The organism is Candidatus Cloacimonadota bacterium (genome assembly GCA_034722995.1).
GTDB lineage: Bacteria > Cloacimonadota > Cloacimonadia > JGIOTU-2 > JGIOTU-2 > JAGMCF01.
In genome coordinates, this window is the sequence record JAYEOL010000072.1 from 9449 (window position 1) to 24449 (window position 15001).

General features: G+C 32.6%; 17 protein-coding genes. 4 read left to right on the forward strand and 13 right to left on the reverse strand.

The genetic code is table 11. The features are described 5' to 3' along the window. The 4 genes from U9R23_08035 to ugpC all read left to right on the forward strand — a co-directional run. Positions 1–1547: T9SS type A sorting domain-containing protein (locus tag U9R23_08035; protein ID MEA3476369.1), on the forward strand; the 1547-nt coding region annotated here is incomplete at its 5' end. 145 nt (positions 1548–1692) lie between these two features. Further along, a complete protein-coding gene (locus U9R23_08040; GenBank protein MEA3476370.1) occupies positions 1693–1830 on the forward strand; it encodes a hypothetical protein in 138 nt (45 codons plus the stop codon). A 220-nt stretch (positions 1831–2050) separates the two neighbouring features. Further along, on the forward strand, positions 2051–4081 hold the full coding sequence (locus tag U9R23_08045) for a peptidyl-prolyl cis-trans isomerase (GenBank protein MEA3476371.1): 2031 nt from the start codon (positions 2051–2053) through the stop codon (positions 4079–4081). 425 nt (positions 4082–4506) lie between these two features. Continuing rightward, the gene (ugpC, locus tag U9R23_08050; protein ID MEA3476372.1) at positions 4507–5610 is read left to right on the forward strand and encodes a sn-glycerol-3-phosphate ABC transporter ATP-binding protein UgpC; all 1104 of its coding nucleotides are present in this window, start codon (positions 4507–4509) and stop codon (positions 5608–5610) included. On the opposite strand, the gene U9R23_08055 is transcribed toward ugpC, so the two are convergent. The 13 genes from U9R23_08055 to U9R23_08115 all read right to left on the reverse strand — a co-directional run bounded on the left by U9R23_08055 (position 5597) and on the right by U9R23_08115 (position 14970). After that, positions 5597–6094: a GAF domain-containing protein gene (locus U9R23_08055; GenBank protein ID MEA3476373.1), complete on the reverse strand. Its 498-nt coding sequence runs from the start codon at positions 6092–6094 to the stop codon at positions 5597–5599. The two genes, ugpC and U9R23_08055, sit on opposite strands and share 14 nt — an antisense overlap. Further along, entirely contained in the window at positions 6066–6302 is a 237-nt protein-coding gene (locus tag U9R23_08060; protein ID MEA3476374.1) for a hypothetical protein, read from the reverse strand. The genes U9R23_08055 and U9R23_08060 overlap by 29 nt, the downstream gene beginning before the upstream one ends. 221 nt (positions 6303–6523) lie before the next feature. Next, a complete protein-coding gene (locus tag U9R23_08065; GenBank protein MEA3476375.1) occupies positions 6524–6823 on the reverse strand; it encodes a hypothetical protein in 300 nt (99 codons plus the stop codon). Between the two features lie 10 nt (positions 6824–6833). Continuing rightward, the gene (locus U9R23_08070; GenBank protein MEA3476376.1) at positions 6834–7052 is read right to left on the reverse strand and encodes a hypothetical protein; all 219 of its coding nucleotides are present in this window, start codon (positions 7050–7052) and stop codon (positions 6834–6836) included. 74 nt (positions 7053–7126) lie between these two features. Beyond that, positions 7127–8233, reverse strand: a complete 1107-nt coding sequence (locus U9R23_08075) for a nitronate monooxygenase (protein ID MEA3476377.1) — start codon at positions 8231–8233, stop codon at positions 7127–7129. A gap of 166 nt (positions 8234–8399) precedes the next feature. Continuing rightward, entirely contained in the window at positions 8400–8546 is a 147-nt protein-coding gene (locus U9R23_08080) for a hypothetical protein (protein ID MEA3476378.1), read from the reverse strand. Between the two features lie 99 nt (positions 8547–8645). Then, on the reverse strand, positions 8646–9440 hold the full coding sequence (locus tag U9R23_08085; GenBank protein ID MEA3476379.1) for a hypothetical protein: 795 nt from the start codon (positions 9438–9440) through the stop codon (positions 8646–8648). 129 nt (positions 9441–9569) lie between these two features. Further along, positions 9570–9806, reverse strand: a complete 237-nt coding sequence (locus U9R23_08090; protein ID MEA3476380.1) for a hypothetical protein — start codon at positions 9804–9806, stop codon at positions 9570–9572. 200 nt (positions 9807–10006) lie between these two features. Beyond that, positions 10007–11503: a hypothetical protein gene (locus tag U9R23_08095; protein MEA3476381.1), complete on the reverse strand. Its 1497-nt coding sequence runs from the start codon at positions 11501–11503 to the stop codon at positions 10007–10009. Next, positions 11500–12258 (reverse strand): GNAT family N-acetyltransferase, encoded by a 759-nt coding sequence (locus tag U9R23_08100; GenBank protein MEA3476382.1) that lies wholly within the window; start codon positions 12256–12258, stop codon positions 11500–11502. Before U9R23_08100 ends, U9R23_08095 begins: the two co-directional genes overlap by 4 nt. Before the next feature lie 76 nt (positions 12259–12334). Next, positions 12335–13156: a 16S rRNA (cytidine(1402)-2'-O)-methyltransferase gene (gene rsmI, locus U9R23_08105; GenBank protein MEA3476383.1), complete on the reverse strand. Its 822-nt coding sequence runs from the start codon at positions 13154–13156 to the stop codon at positions 12335–12337. A 105-nt stretch (positions 13157–13261) separates the two neighbouring features. Continuing rightward, on the reverse strand, positions 13262–14494 hold the full coding sequence (locus U9R23_08110; protein MEA3476384.1) for an aminotransferase class I/II-fold pyridoxal phosphate-dependent enzyme: 1233 nt from the start codon (positions 14492–14494) through the stop codon (positions 13262–13264). 230 nt (positions 14495–14724) lie between these two features. Then, positions 14725–14970, reverse strand: coding sequence for a phosphopantetheine-binding protein (locus tag U9R23_08115; protein MEA3476385.1), 246 nt, complete (start codon positions 14968–14970; stop codon positions 14725–14727). Positions 14971–15001: the final 31 nt, after the last annotated feature.

Consider the following 15001-nt stretch of genomic DNA (forward strand, 5'->3'; position numbering starts at 1 on the left):
CTTATATAAGTGTTGGAGCAGGATTTGGAACAACAGAATTTGACATTAGTGCATCTGGCCTTTCTGAAGTTCGGTTTATTAAAATTCTTGATGATGGAGATGGGGCAGCTTCTGCGCCTGATGCAGGATTTGACCTTGACGCAATCTCCACTGAATTTATTCAGGGTCCGAATCTGATTTTTGACAATTATTATATTGACGACTCTGTTGGCGGTAATGGTGATGGAAATTTAGACCCGGGTGAGAGTGCTGACCTGTATATTGTTTTGAAAAATAATGGAACTGAGACAGCTGAAGATATTACTGCTGACCTGTATTCTTATGACCAGTATATTACAATAAATGGGACACTAACAGATTTTGAGGATTTAACCCCAGGTCAAGTTGACTCTGGATATGTGAATATTTTTGCTTCTCCGTCCACGCCTGAAAGTCATACTGCACATTTTAATTTAGATATAAGCTGTAATGAGGGTGCCTATTCCAATGTTTTCTTATTTACTATTTTAATTGGCACACCACCTATTGAAGATTTTGAAACAGGAGATTTTTCCAGTTATGATTGGATGCAAGGTGGAAATGCAGATTGGACAGTTGTAACTGAAAATCCTTATGAAGGGATTTACTGTGCCAGATCAGGAACAATCTCTCATAGTCAGACCACTCAACTATCAGTAAATATGGATGTCTATGCCGGTGATATTTCTTTCTATCGTAAAGTCTCATCAGAAGCGGGTTATGATTATCTGAAATTTTATATTGATGGCGTTGCTCAAGGACAATGGGCAGGAATAGTGGAATGGGGAGAAGTATCATATTCTGTATCATTTGGCAATCATACATTCAAATGGTCTTATGAAAAGGATGTTGGAGTTAGTAGTGGAAGTGATTGTGCTTGGATAGATTTTATTACATTTCCGCCGAGTATGCCGGATTATTCAGTGTTCTCTCTGAGCCCCTGTTCTATTGATTTTGGCGAGGTAGTAATAGGCGAGGATTCCACTTCACAGTTTATAATATACAATTTAGGTGGTGACACATTAAGCGGAACTATCACAGCCCCATATGGGTATACTGTTGCTGAAGCGGGAACATCAGCCTTGAAGAATCAAATTTCTTATAGTATCCTTGCAGGAGAAACAAAAACCTATGATTTGACCTTTGAGCCAACTTTACAGCAACCCTATAATGGCAATGTTATAATTCTTGTTCTTCCATCTCAAAGAGAGTTTCTTCCAGTAAGTGGTGTTGGAGTTCCGCAACCAAGTATCACTGAAATAGATTTTATAACTGAAACAAAGCTCTTTGCGAACTATCCAAATCCTGCTGCAAAATCTATTGTTATTAAGTATAAACTCAAAGGAAGCACGCTGAATCAAGATGCTACAATTAAAATTTATAACATTCGTGGAGAATTAGTAAAGACAGTTGAAGGTAAAAATGGCATAGTGAAATTAGATGTTCAGGATATTGCAAATGGAATCTATTTCTATCAACTTAAGACTAAGAATTACAATGAAATTAAAAAGATGGTTGTGATTAAGTAAATTGTAAATGGGAAAACGGAATACAAAGAAAGGAAAAATATTTTTTCTGATAAAGGATTTGGCAAGTAAACATTTTTTTACATCAATTGACTAAACTTTTCAATTACTGACTTTAGTATTCACAGAAATTAATGTTTTTGGTTTTATGATTAAAGGGAAAGAGAATCAAATCTTATGGAATGTAAAAGATGAAAATGGCAACCAACTCTCTAATGTGATTTATCTATACAAACTTGCTACAGGTGATAAGCCAATCATAAAAAAGATGGTCCTCCTTCGTTAAAACTATGGAGGACAGGTAGTAGAATAAATTTTAATGAGATAAAAGGAGCAAGACTAAATAATAGGCTGAATTTGAGTTAGGCATAAATAAAAAGAGGAGAATCAAAAGCTTATGGATTCTTCTCTTTTTTTATAAAAATTTCAAATAAATTCATATCATCCTTGACATAATTATTATTACAAAAATATCTGCAACCAAAATTGCTTAAGGAGTATAAATTATGATACGCAAGAGAATTATTACGAGGATTCTGTTTGTTGCATTTCTGACAACCTTTATATTTGCCTGCAGATGCAGTTTCCTTTCTAAAATCGGGAAAAAAGTAGACACTTCCCCGGTTTTGGCTGAATGGGAAGGAGGAAAAATTACAGAAAATGATCTTGAAAAACGACTTGAATCAATACCTGAATTCTATCGCCCTAAACAAGGATTCAGTGTTGAACAAAAACAAAAGTTCCTTAAGGACTATACAATAGAAGAGATATTCTACTTAGAAGCAAAAGGAAAGGGATTTGATAAAAACGAAAATGTAAAAGATGATTATAACAAAAACTCTACGCCCATAATACTAAACCAATACACACAAGAAGAGATACAAGACAAAGTCAAGTCTACAGAATCCAACCTTATGAAGTTTTACAACGAGAATAAGGATAAATTCTTCACACAAGAACCAACAGCAACAATTTTGCATATTCAAACCTCCACTTTAGATAGTGCCAAACAAGCTCTTTCAAAATTAGCTGAAGGTATTGATTTTACGAAAGTTGTTAATGAATATTCTACAAATAATTACTCAAAGGAAAAAGGTGGGAAAATAACTAAAATTAGAAAAGGTGCTTATATTCCCACTATTGGAAAATCACCCGAACTTGATAGTCTGATATTCTCAGCTGAGTTGGATAAAATATGTGAACCGATTAAATTTAAAGATAACTATCACATAATTAAAGTTATAGATAGAGATACAACTAAATATAAACCATTTGAAGTGGCTAAAAAAGATGTTGAAAGAAGATATAAGCTAAAGGAAGAGAATGAAATAAGAGAAAAATTAATAGCAAAATTAATAAAAAAATATGATATTACTTTAGATTCGACAGCTATAAAAAATATAGATTTTCAAAAAGCAGATACTTTAGAATCAGAAGCAAATATTCAGCTAATAAAATCCCCCTTCGCAGAAACATCTTTTACTGTTGGAGATTTTGCAAAAGATTTACTACAAATGGCAGAACCACGAAAACAATCCCTTGAAAATTACAAAGCAAGAAAGATGTATCTTACTGGTAAATTGAAAAATAATGCTATGTATTATGATGCAATAAAAAAGGGGTATGAGAAAAATCCAAAAATAGAGCCTGAACTCTCCCGACTAAAAATGGTCATGGCACTTCGTGAATATTACAAATCCCATATTGTTGATAGTACCATAGTTCCTGAAGAAGAAATTCGGGAAGTTTATGAAAAAGAAAAAGATGTAAAATATAAAATTCGCCCTTCTTGTAGAATTCAGCAATTCGTATTTAATGAAAAAGAAACTGCTGACTATGTCCTGTTCAAGGCAAAAAAAGCTGAATCCGATGAGGAACTTAATGAACTTATTAAGGAATATGCAACTTATAAGACAAAAAATGGAATTTTAGGCCCTGTGTATGAAACTGGAAGCATACCAGGTCTTGGCAAAGATCCTTTATATGTTACGAAGATTTTTGAAACAAAAGTTGGTGAATTTAGTGATGTTTTTCAAAATAGAAAGAGTGAATATGTATTCTTCAAAGTTCTCTCATATAAACCTGTTACTTATAAAAGTTTTGATAGTGTCTCAAAGGAAATCAAAACATCTTTATTCAGAAAGAAGCAACGAGAAAGATTTGAAAATGTAAAAGATATTTTGACTAAAAAATATAATCTTAAAATCTATCCAGAAAAATTCGAGAAGAAACTTCCAGTGGATTCACTCTATAAGCTTGCTGAAGAAGCAATGTCGCATAAAGGCTATAATGATGCAATTTACCAGTATGATCAAATAATAAAGTATTATAAAAACGGCAAAGATGATTATAAGGCAACATTTATGAAAGGCTTTATATACTCTGAAAATCTCAACAATAAGAAAAAAGCACAGAGGATGTTTGAAAAAGTTCTTTCATATCCAAAAGGTGAATTGCATGAATCTGCAGAATATATGTTAAAAGAATTAAAAGGGGAAGATGATATTCTGGAAAAGATTAATAAAGCACCTGAGTAAGAAAAAAAAATCTGACCTGTCTCCCGATATATCGGGAGACAAGACTGAGAAGTAATATCAAACAATTTTCAGTATTAGCGAGATTAAAAGGAGCCGTCAGGGACCACTCCCTGACGATGGCAGAAATCAAATTCTGTTGAAAAGAGCAATTGGGGTGTTCGTCACGGAATGGTCCGTGACGACTCTGTAAAAAGAGTTATCAAAATTTATTTATTACAGAATCTCACTTGTTGTCTCGTATTGCATCCAGTTTATGAAAAAATATCATAAACTCAAGTACAAAAAGTATCCAACCTACTCTTTACAAACGATGTTGCCATGCCTATGAAAATTTTTGGGGGTATGCATGATCAAATTCAAAAAAACTTGACATTAATTAAATAATATTAATTAAAAACTAACCAAAGTTTGAAAATGGATTAGTTATGGCAAAAGTATTAATAGAAAATATTACTAAAATATATGACAATTCAGTTGAAGCGGTAAAAGATGTTAATCTTACTGCTGAAGACAAAGAATTTGTAGTTTTGGTTGGACCATCGGGCTGTGGGAAAACCACAACTCTCAGAATGATAGCAGGATTAGAAGAAATCACAAAAGGAAAAATATATATTGGGAATAAATTTGTAAATAATATTCTTCCAAAAGATAGAGACATCGCAATGGTTTTTCAGAATTATGCGTTGTATCCACATATGTCCGTTTATCAGAATATGGCGTTTGGACTTAAACTTCGCAAAACCCCCAAAGAAGAAATTCATAAAAGAGTAAAAACGACAGCAGAACTTTTAGGCATACAAGAACTTCTTAATAGAAAACCTAAACAACTTTCTGGTGGACAGAGACAGAGAGTAGCTCTTGGTAGGTCAATAGTCCGCAAGCCAAAAGTATTTCTTTTTGACGAACCACTTTCCAATCTGGATGCAAAACTCAGGGTTCAAATGAGGGCTGAAATTATTAAACTTCATAAAAAATTAAAAACTACAATTATATATGTAACACATGACCAAGTAGAAGCTATGACAATGGGTAATAAAATAGTTGTTATGAAAGATGGTATGGTTCAACAAATCAATTCTCCAATTAATATATATAATCATCCAAGCAACAAATTCGTAGCAGGATTTATTGGAAGTCCAGCAATAAATTTCTTTGAGGGAAAACTTAGAAGAGATAATACAAGATTATATTTTGAGAATGAAGGCTTATCACTTCATATTCCAAACGAGTTTGAAAAACTTCTAAATGGCTATGAGAATAATGAGATAATTATAGGTATTAGGCCGGAAGATATATATCATAAATCGTATTCTGCAAATGCAGAAATACCAGCAGAAATAAAAGCTTTGGTTGAAGTGGTTGAGCCTCTTGGCTCTGAATATGTTGTTAGTTTCTTAATAGGAAAGAAAACCTTTATTGCCCGTCTTGAGCCAAAAGAAGAACCTAAAATGGGAAACAAAATGGATGTAATAATTGATATGAAGAAGGTTCACTTTTTTGACCCTAAAACCGAAATTACACTTGTGTAATAAAATTAGAAACTATTTTAGCCACCTTTTCAATAAATATTTTATCATCATTTGTGAATGGAGATACAGAATGTGAGTCAATATCAATTTCTCCAACTATCTCTATGTTTTTAAAAATTGGAACTACAATTTCAGATCTTACATCTATATTACAAGACAAATAATTTTTTTCTTGTGATACATCCTGCACAGTCATTGTTTTCTTTTGTTCAGCAACCTGTCCACATACTCCTTCACCAAAGGCTATTCTTACATGTTCAGTGGGCGTTCCAACAAACGGTCCTAAAATAAGTTCATCTCTCTTAGATTTGTCTACCAAATAAAATCCTACCCAGTCGTAATAAGAAACAGCATCGTAAAGTAATTTACAAATATTTTCCAGCTTATCATTTAGTGATATCTGGTTATTAGAGACTTTTTTGATTTGTCTGAGGGTTAAATCATACCCGATTGAATTAGGTAATGGTGCTGTTTCTTTCCTCATTTTCATCATCAAGATTTTCCAGTAAATATTGTTGAATTACTTTAGCTCTCTTTGATAATTCAATAAAAAACTCTGTTGCTTTTAAATCTCCATTATATTTTAGCTTCTTTTGGAAGTCTAAAGTAAAAATTTGATATTCCTGCAATTTTTCAATCAATAATTTTTCAATTTCCGATGGATTTTTAATCGTTTTTAAAGCATTTTTCAAGTCTAACGCAAAGGGTTTTATTAGCTTTATTATAAAGTTATAAAAATCATTATAATTTACAGTATTATTATTCTTAATTAATTTTCCTGCGCTTTCTTCTAAAATATGAGAATATATTTCAATTGCTTTTTTACTTTTATTGAAAATATTTGATACACTAACTTTTCCCTTTTCTATTTCTTTTAAATAACCAATAGCGAATTTTTTGGACGGTCGAGCCTCTAAACCGGCTTGTAAATCTTTTTGTTCATTTTATATGAGACATACTTTTCAATCTCTTTAAAATTATTTTGTTTATTTCGTTGTATACCTCCATCTGGGTCTAAAATATAAAAAATATCACCCTCATTTTTATAGATAATTACTGCGTGACCTGAAATATTTTTATCTTGAGCATATCCAGGAGAAGGCAAAAAGCCTTTTGCAATACCCGTCATAAATGGAATATCATTTTTTAAAAGATTTTCTACAAATATTAAATAGTCTTCATAATCTTTAAATTCATTATGAACAAATTCCAATCCATGTTTATTAGTCCCGATGGTAATCGGGAAGAATTTCTTCGTTCTGCATTAAAACACCAGCTCCAAATGCCTTAAATTCTTCATTATATTCTACAAGACAAGGCATTTTTGATTCATAAATTATTTCTGAATCCTCTTTTTCAATTTTATATTGACTCAATAACATTACTAAACAAGCTGGAACACAAGCATTGTTAATATGTTGTTGTTTCCATTTTATATCCAAATTTCTCTCCGTAATTTTTCTGTTGCCACTAACGGCTCTGTGCAACGCACTTAAAGCGTTGGCACATTGTTATGCTAAGTGGGTCGCTTAGATGCATTTTTATACTCTTCTAACAAAGACGCTATCAATTCTTTAACAGAGACAATTTTATCAACTCTATAGGCATTAGCTGCTGCAAAAGCAAATCCTCTTTCAAGATCTCCCTTTTTGGCATTAGTTAATGCAAGTGCAATACAGTATGGTGTATTTTTGAAGTCACAGGTTTTGAGACACTGCCATGGACATTTAAATGGCTTTTTTATTCCTCTTGAGACATCATCAAGAAACTGATTTTTTATCGCTCTTCCCGGTAATCCAACAGGACTCTCAATTATGATGATATCTTTTTTTTTGCATTTTATATATGCCTCTTTAAACTTTATGTCTGCGTCACACTCGTGAGTCGCAACAAATCTGGTTGCTATCTGCACTCCTTGTGCTCCTAACTGGATAAATTTATGAATATCCGCACCTGTATATATGCCTCCTGCAGCAATAACTGGAATATCTTTATTAAATTGTTGCTCAAAAGTTTTTATTACTGAAATAACATCAGGGAATATTTTTTCTAAAGAATAATCAGGATTATTTATTTGCTCCTTTTTGAAACCGAGATGTCCACCAGCTAATGGACCCTCAACAACCACAGCGGCAGGTACATTATTGTAGTGTTTTGCCCAATATTGAAATATAATTTTAGCCGCTCTTGCCGAAGATACTATAGGAATAACTTTGGTTATAACTTTCGTCAATCTGCCCGACAGCGATATTTTTGGAAACCTTAGTGGAAGTCCTGCACCAACAAAAAGTAAATCTGCACCTTCATCTAACGCAACCTGTATATGATCATCAAAATCTGAAAGGGCTACCATTATATTTACACCGATAATGCCCGTTGTTATCTTCTTTGCCTTTCTTATTTCTTTGCGCAAGGCTCTTTTGTTTGCTTCGTTGAAATTTGTGCTGAAATCAGGTTCAAGCATACCAATGCCAGCAGAAGAAATAACTCCAATACCGCCCTCATTTGCAACAGCTGAGGCTAAACCTGATAAAGAAACTCCAACCCCCATTCCTCCTTGAATTATAGGAATTTTTGCTGTCAAATCTCCTATTTTTAATTCTTTTAGATTATCATTACTCATAAACAATATCCTTTATCTATTTCGTATAACGTTTCGCGTGTGCGGCGGGATCGGAACGATCACGACCGAACAAACCGACCAAACCTGAATTGGAACGATTCAGGCAAAGAACACTGACCAGCCTACCCGCTGACACGTTTGTTATGCCCATTTTATTCATTAGAATTTATATTTTTTTTAGTATTTGGAAAAAAGCAGAACTTAATCCCCGATATTCATCAAATTCTAATCTGTCATATTTATCTGCTATATTCTTTAATTTCTTATATAGTTTTCTGTCATTTATTTCCTTAGATAATGTTAAAATCCACATTATAAAATATATAAGTCCTAAAAATCCAGATATGCTCAATATGACATAGTTAATTTCCTTTTTTTGTATAACTAAATTGTTAGATGATATTTTTGAATATTAACTGGCATCGAGAATCAATATATTATTTCCTTTTTGATTTACTAATTCAATTGTTTTGTCATCAGTAGCTTTCAATTTTGCTATATTTAATGTTGAATCTATAAGAACCTCTTGATATATTTCATATTTTGGAAAAACAAATTGTCCTGCTGAAAAATAAAAACCAACATATACGATACTTAATAGAATTAATGAAAAAAATAATAAACCACCAATTGGCATTGGGCTTGGAACTGATTCTTCACTATTTACTGATTTTAGGTTTGTTATTCTATGTTTAAATTCTAAATTATTAAGTAGATTTCTTCTCAAATCAATTTCAGTATCAATTTCATCATCTTTTTTATCAGAATTGAATTCAATCAAGCAATCAATAGAAAAAAATTCTCTTTCTTTTAAAAGATCCCAGTTGAATTGTAAACTATTCTCAACTTTTTTTACATTTACCACAAGTCCATCCGAAGAATCAATAACTTTATAATTTATCCAGGAATAATTATCTGGTAATGTAAGAGTTAATGGTTTATGAACTATTGCTTTGTCAATATCCGCATTACCATTATTAAATATTGTTCCTTTTAGTAAGATTAAATTTTCGCCAATAATATTTCCTTGATATTTAATTTCAATATCATCCAGGTTTTTCACAATGGCTTTAAATAATGAGATACAAGAATGTTTTAAAAAAGTTAATTGAGTTTTATTCTTTTGTTTTAATGTGTATTTCACTCCAATGATACCAATAATAATTGTAATGATAACACCAACAGCGGCTAATATATTATTTATCATATAATCTCCTTTTGAATCCCAGTATTATAATTTACTACAAATGGGCATAACATGCGTACACACGCCCTGCACTTTGTTGTACATAACTAACCTTTAGTTACATCGATTTGTTGCATTATAACCTCAATATTAGTCATCGTTTTCTACGAGCAAAAAATCCAATACATTCCTAATATTATTTGTTACATGAGTATTTATCCCGTAGGGTGTATATCCAATGGGGTAAATTCCCGTTGCCTGCCCCGTAAAACGATTAGATTGTATCGGGGTTCTGGAACTTTTATGTCCCAATAAATGAGTTACAAAACTAACTGTAACTTCCTTTCCCGCATTTAATAAAACCTCTTCACATTTTATTTTATTCATTAAATCCCTAATCAGAAAAAGTAAGTATTTATAATCTTTGTCAAACAAAATATCAGTCGCGGTCAGTCTCCCCAACAAGTCAGGAAGCCCCGACAGGCGCCCAGCCCGTCTAGTCGCCTGTCTCCCGATACATCGGGAGCCAAGACGGGCCGAGACTGAACGGAAAAGTGCTGCACTTATTACTTGAATTTAAGATTTTATTAAATTAATTTTTTCAACCTTTCAATTGCCGCGTTCATATCTTTTACATTTTTTAAGGCATTAATAATTTGAGTTTTTGTGAAAGCTCTCTCATCTCTCAATTGGTTTGCAATTTTAATAATAATGCCGAATTTATTATCTGGTTTTAAACCAAGCTCAATCAAATCCCTCCCAGCAATTATATCCTCTGGTTTTGACCTTTCTATTTCCAAAAATTTTGCTCTATCTAAAATCTTTTTCCCTATTGGAGAATATTCCTGAAAATTGATATATTCAAAATCAATTTTATCAACATTAATTTTTTTACACCCATACTTAATATTCAACAATAAAACAAATTCATAAATAGTTGCAGGATATAATTCTGTTGCCAATTCTCTTAATTTACCATCTGTAAGTTTTTCAAACACATTTTGCTTATTCTTGCCCATTTCTATAAATTTCCAAAAATATGCAATTAATTTCAAAGCCCTAATTCTTGTATCCTTATCAACTCCAATTGATGAAAGAAACTTTCTTACAGTTTTCTCTTTATGCAAATAGCAAAACGAGATAAGCATTATTACAAAAGCATCCTTTTCATCCAAATTCTCTTTACGAATAATTTGTGCAGCGGCATCAACTGAAATTATGGTGATAGCCCAAATATCTTCTGACCAGTCTCCCGATATATCGGGAGCCCCGACAGGAGATTTGGATTCAGACACAATCTTTATTTTTTCAAAAGTATAAAATTCAGGATGAAGTTGTTTAAAAACGCCTAATTCATCTCCGATTATAAAACCCAGAGAAGGCTTCTCTGCTCTTAGCAGTAATTTTTTCCACTCTTCAAGAATCCTTTCTTTTGGAAGTTCTTTCAAATATGGTAGCATTTTTTGTATCGCTTTTTTGGTTTCTGGTTCTACTTCTAATTCAAATCTTGCCACAAACTGAATAGCTCGCAGAATTCTTAATGGGTCTTCTGTAAACGCTTTTGGATTTGTTACTTTTAAAACTTTATTTTTTATATCCTCAATTCCATTAAAGGGGTCATAGAACTTATTTGTCAATGGGTCAAATCCAATTGAGTTTATTGTAAAATCTCGGCGACTTGCTGCCTTTTCAAAACTCATATATGGATCCGTATTTATATCAAATCCTTTATGACCTGCACTAATTTTTGAATCCTCGCGAGGCAAGGACACATCAATAGTAATACCTTCACCAAAAAATACCTTAAGCACTCCGAAAGATTTACCAACATCTGAAATTTTACCAAATTGTTTTACAATTTTTTCAACTTCTTGAGGCTGTAATTTATATACTTCCAGATCAAAATCTTTTGATACCTGTCCTAAAACCATATCTCTTACACATCCGCCAACAAGAAAAGCCCTACCACCAGCTTCTTTAACAGCACTTGCAATTTCCAAAGCCGTTTTATAGGCATTTATATGGTTTTTTGAACCAAGTTTTTTTATCTTATAAATATATTCGGTTCTATTAAAAAATATCATTTAGGCCTTGTAATAACCATTTCCTTTGATTTCACCTGAAAGCCCAAATTCTTAGCTAACTTAATTGATGGAATATTTGATGAAGCCACCCAATAAATTGGTATCTTATTATTTTTAACGCACCATTCAACAGTTTTTGCTACAACTGCTTTGCCATAACCTCGTTGTCTGTATTTCGGATGAGTAACAACTACAATATTCGCACCATTAAAATCAATATCAGAAATTACAGCACGCGAAGCAAGTTCATTATTTTCAAAAATTGTAAAAAAACAACCATCCTGGATAATTCTTTTTCTTTTCTGCCATTGTTTTTCTTTATATTTTCTTCCTCTCGTGCCAAGCAATTTCAAATACTCATCTTTATCAGATATTGTCATTACCTTATCAAAATGTGGCGGATATCTGAATTGGTCTTCATTGACAGTTAACCTATACATTCGTCTTATAGAATAGTTTTCAAGATAATCAGCAAAGAAATCGTCAATTGCCATCAGAAAATTATTATCATCTATGTTTGTAATTTCTACTTTCTCTATATATTTACAAAATTCTGTATAAAATTTTGGAGATATTGAAAAAACCATTTTGTTATCAATTTTGGAGACAATTAAATTGTTAATAAATACGAGATTTAATGGTTTATCCCTTTGTGGACAGGGAAAAATAGTTATATTATTTTTCAAATCATCTTCATTTATACATAAATAATTGTTATAGTAGGCATCGTATTTGTTCATCTCTTTCATTGGCATTTTCCCTCATTTAATAAATCCCCTCTAATAAGAGGGGTGCCCTTTAGGGCGGGGTGTGTTACATAACCCATATTATTCATATCCTCAAAGAAACCTGATAAACACGATTCTTTTTAATGTTAAATTTTTTAGAAACTTTCTTCACTGCTTCACTTTTAGAAAGTCCATTAACAATTTTTTCTCTTAATAATTTCTCAATTTCAGAATTAGAGATTTCTTTTTCTCCAGCACCTTCAAGCAAAATTACAAATTCACCTTTCAAAATTTTTTCATCCAATTGAACTAATACTTCTTTGATAGAACCGCGGAAAAAGGTTTCATAGATTTTTGTTAATTCTTTCGCAACTACAATTTGACGATTACCAAAAACTTCTAAAAATGCATTTAGTGTTTGTTTCACTCTTTTCGGTGATTCATAGAAAATCATAGTTTCTTTTCTTGAAATCAGGTCTTGTAAAAACTCAATTTGTTTGCTCTTTGTTTTTGGAACAAATCCCCAGAAAGAGAATGAATTAGTTGAAAGTCCTGATGCAGAGAGTGCAGTAATAACTGCGGAAGGCCCAGGAATAGGAATGACTGGAATACTATTTTTGATGCATTCCTTAAGAATAACTTCTGATGGGTCAGAAATGCCAGGTGTACCTGCATCAGAAACTACTGCAACACTTTTGCCAGATTTTAATTGCCCAATGAGAAACTCTGCCTTTTGCTTTTCATTAAATTTATGATAGCTTGTGAGTGGAGTTGAAATTTCGTATTGCTTGAGTAAAACCGAGGAAGTTCTGGTGTCTTCCGCTGCAATAAGGTCAACTTCTCTCAAAATTCTTACTGCCCTGAAAGTAATATCTTCCAGATTGCCAATTGGTGTAGCAACAAGATATAGTATTCCTTCTTTCATAATTAGTATAATCAAATAAAAAAACATAAAAGCGAGAATATATAAGGATTAGGTCCTAATCATTCTCGCTTTATGCAAGTTTTCACAATAAGGAAAACTATAAAATTAATGTGTTTCTTTATACTTTCTCAATACTCCAATGGCATAATCAATATCATATTCAGTATGGTCAGCAGAAATCTGGAATCTTATTTCCTCATCACCTTTGGGAACAACTGGAAAGTTCAAACCGGTTGCTAATATTCCATTTTCAGTCAGATATTTAACAAGATCGGATGTTTTTTGTGTATCTCTAACCATTAGAGGCACGATTGGATGGTCACTTTCTATAATTTCATAACCCAGGTCTACCAGTCCTTTTTCAAAGCGTTTCGTTAGTTTTCGTAGGTATTCAAGAAGTTCAAGTCCTCTTTCGCTATCAAGGATTTCCAGTGCTTTCATTGCGGCGCAGGCTTCTGAAACTGTAATTGGATTTGAATAGATATAGAAAGGAGCCGTCTCTCGCAGATAGTTGATAATAGTGGAAGATGTCACAACATAACCTCCATTTACTCCGAGAGCCTTTCCGAGTGTGGCAACAATAATGTCTATACCTTTAGCATTTGTATATTCTTCTGTTCCTCTGCCAGTTTTACCCAAAGCCCCAACACCGTGGGAATCGTCAACAATAGTAATTATACTTTCTTCAAATTTTGCATCATATTTCTTTGCAATATTTGAAATTTTATCCAGCGGAGCATTGTCCCCTCTCATACTGAAAATTCCATCAGTAACAATAATAACTCGTTTTCCGTTGCGGATATTGTTTTTCACTTTGGTTTCAAGGTCAACCACATCCAGATGCTTGTAGATCTCTTTTATTTTGGGTCTGGAAAGACGGATAGCATTGATTATACAATTGTGATTTAGTGCATCACTTATTACAATAGTTTCCTTGGTTATCAGTGGTGATAATATCCCCATAACAGTAGAGTAAGCAGAGCTAAATATCATTGCCGCTTCTCTATTATGGAATTTAGCTAATTTCTTTTCTAATTCAATATGCGGTTTATAAGTACCGCTAATAAATCGGACAGCTCCTGGACCTGCTCCGTATTCTTTTGAGGCTTTTTCTTCCGCTTCAATCACTTCTTTTCTTAGTGGCATACCAAGATAAGCATTAGAATTCATCTTAAGAAATTCTTTATCTCCTTCGCCTTCAATATAGTAGCGAGGTCCTTTTTCGCCTTCTGGTGGTTTAATACCAGTTATTACCATTTCTTTACCTTTTGCAGTGCCTTTGGTTATTAGCTCTTCCACTGCAATTTTTAACACCTTATCTAATCTTTCTAATGGCATTTTTCCTCCTGTAAATAGCCACGAAATTACCCAATTAGATAGTAAGCATCTAACAGGACAGGCACAAAAAACCACGAAATATTCATAGTATAATTAGAAAATAATCGTTCTGGAAGTAGTTATTAATTTTTGTGAGCTTTTGTGCAATTTTGTGGCTCATTTTTTATTTAAGTTTTTGATTGACAACCATTGCGAAGGTCTTTGACCATTCGCAAGATTTAGGTTTTCTTCTACTCAACAAATTCCTTCACCAAAGTGCAAATTTTATTCACACTATCAAATGCGTCCGGTGTTACTTTTTCATCTGGAATAGAGATTTTGTATTTTGTTTCCAAAAACCTCTTTAATGATACCATTGAGAAGGAATCCACAATACCGCCAGATATAAGTGGGGTATCATAACCTATTTCCTCATCTTCATCTTCAAGGTATTCTTCAATTACATATTCCAGGACTATATCTTTCATTTCTTCCATTTTTTGCTCCTTTTATTCTTTAGCCACAAAG

What these genes read in the sequence shown, in the direction of transcription:
- U9R23_08100 (MEA3476382.1), bottom strand. Translation starts at nt 12,258, where the DNA reads ATGCCAATGAAAGAGATGAACAAATACGATGCCTACTATAACAATTAT.
- U9R23_08040 (MEA3476370.1), top strand. Translation starts at nt 1,693, where the DNA reads ATGATTAAAGGGAAAGAGAATCAAATCTTATGGAATGTAAAAGATGAA.
- U9R23_08075 (MEA3476377.1), bottom strand. Translation starts at nt 8,233, where the DNA reads ATGAGTAATGATAATCTAAAAGAATTAAAAATAGGAGATTTGACAGCA.
- U9R23_08115 (MEA3476385.1), bottom strand. Translation starts at nt 14,970, where the DNA reads ATGGAAGAAATGAAAGATATAGTCCTGGAATATGTAATTGAAGAATAC.
- ugpC (MEA3476372.1), top strand. Translation starts at nt 4,507, where the DNA reads ATGGCAAAAGTATTAATAGAAAATATTACTAAAATATATGACAATTCA.
- U9R23_08095 (MEA3476381.1), bottom strand. Translation starts at nt 11,503, where the DNA reads ATGATATTTTTTAATAGAACCGAATATATTTATAAGATAAAAAAACTT.
- U9R23_08055 (MEA3476373.1), bottom strand. Translation starts at nt 6,094, where the DNA reads ATGAGGAAAGAAACAGCACCATTACCTAATTCAATCGGGTATGATTTA.
- U9R23_08085 (MEA3476379.1), bottom strand. Translation starts at nt 9,440, where the DNA reads ATGATAAATAATATATTAGCCGCTGTTGGTGTTATCATTACAATTATT.
- U9R23_08045 (MEA3476371.1), top strand. Translation starts at nt 2,051, where the DNA reads ATGATACGCAAGAGAATTATTACGAGGATTCTGTTTGTTGCATTTCTG.
- U9R23_08110 (MEA3476384.1), bottom strand. Translation starts at nt 14,494, where the DNA reads ATGCCATTAGAAAGATTAGATAAGGTGTTAAAAATTGCAGTGGAAGAG.
- U9R23_08090 (MEA3476380.1), bottom strand. Translation starts at nt 9,806, where the DNA reads ATGAATAAAATAAAATGTGAAGAGGTTTTATTAAATGCGGGAAAGGAA.
- U9R23_08080 (MEA3476378.1), bottom strand. Translation starts at nt 8,546, where the DNA reads ATGTGGATTTTAACATTATCTAAGGAAATAAATGACAGAAAACTATAT.
- rsmI (MEA3476383.1), bottom strand. Translation starts at nt 13,156, where the DNA reads ATGAAAGAAGGAATACTATATCTTGTTGCTACACCAATTGGCAATCTG.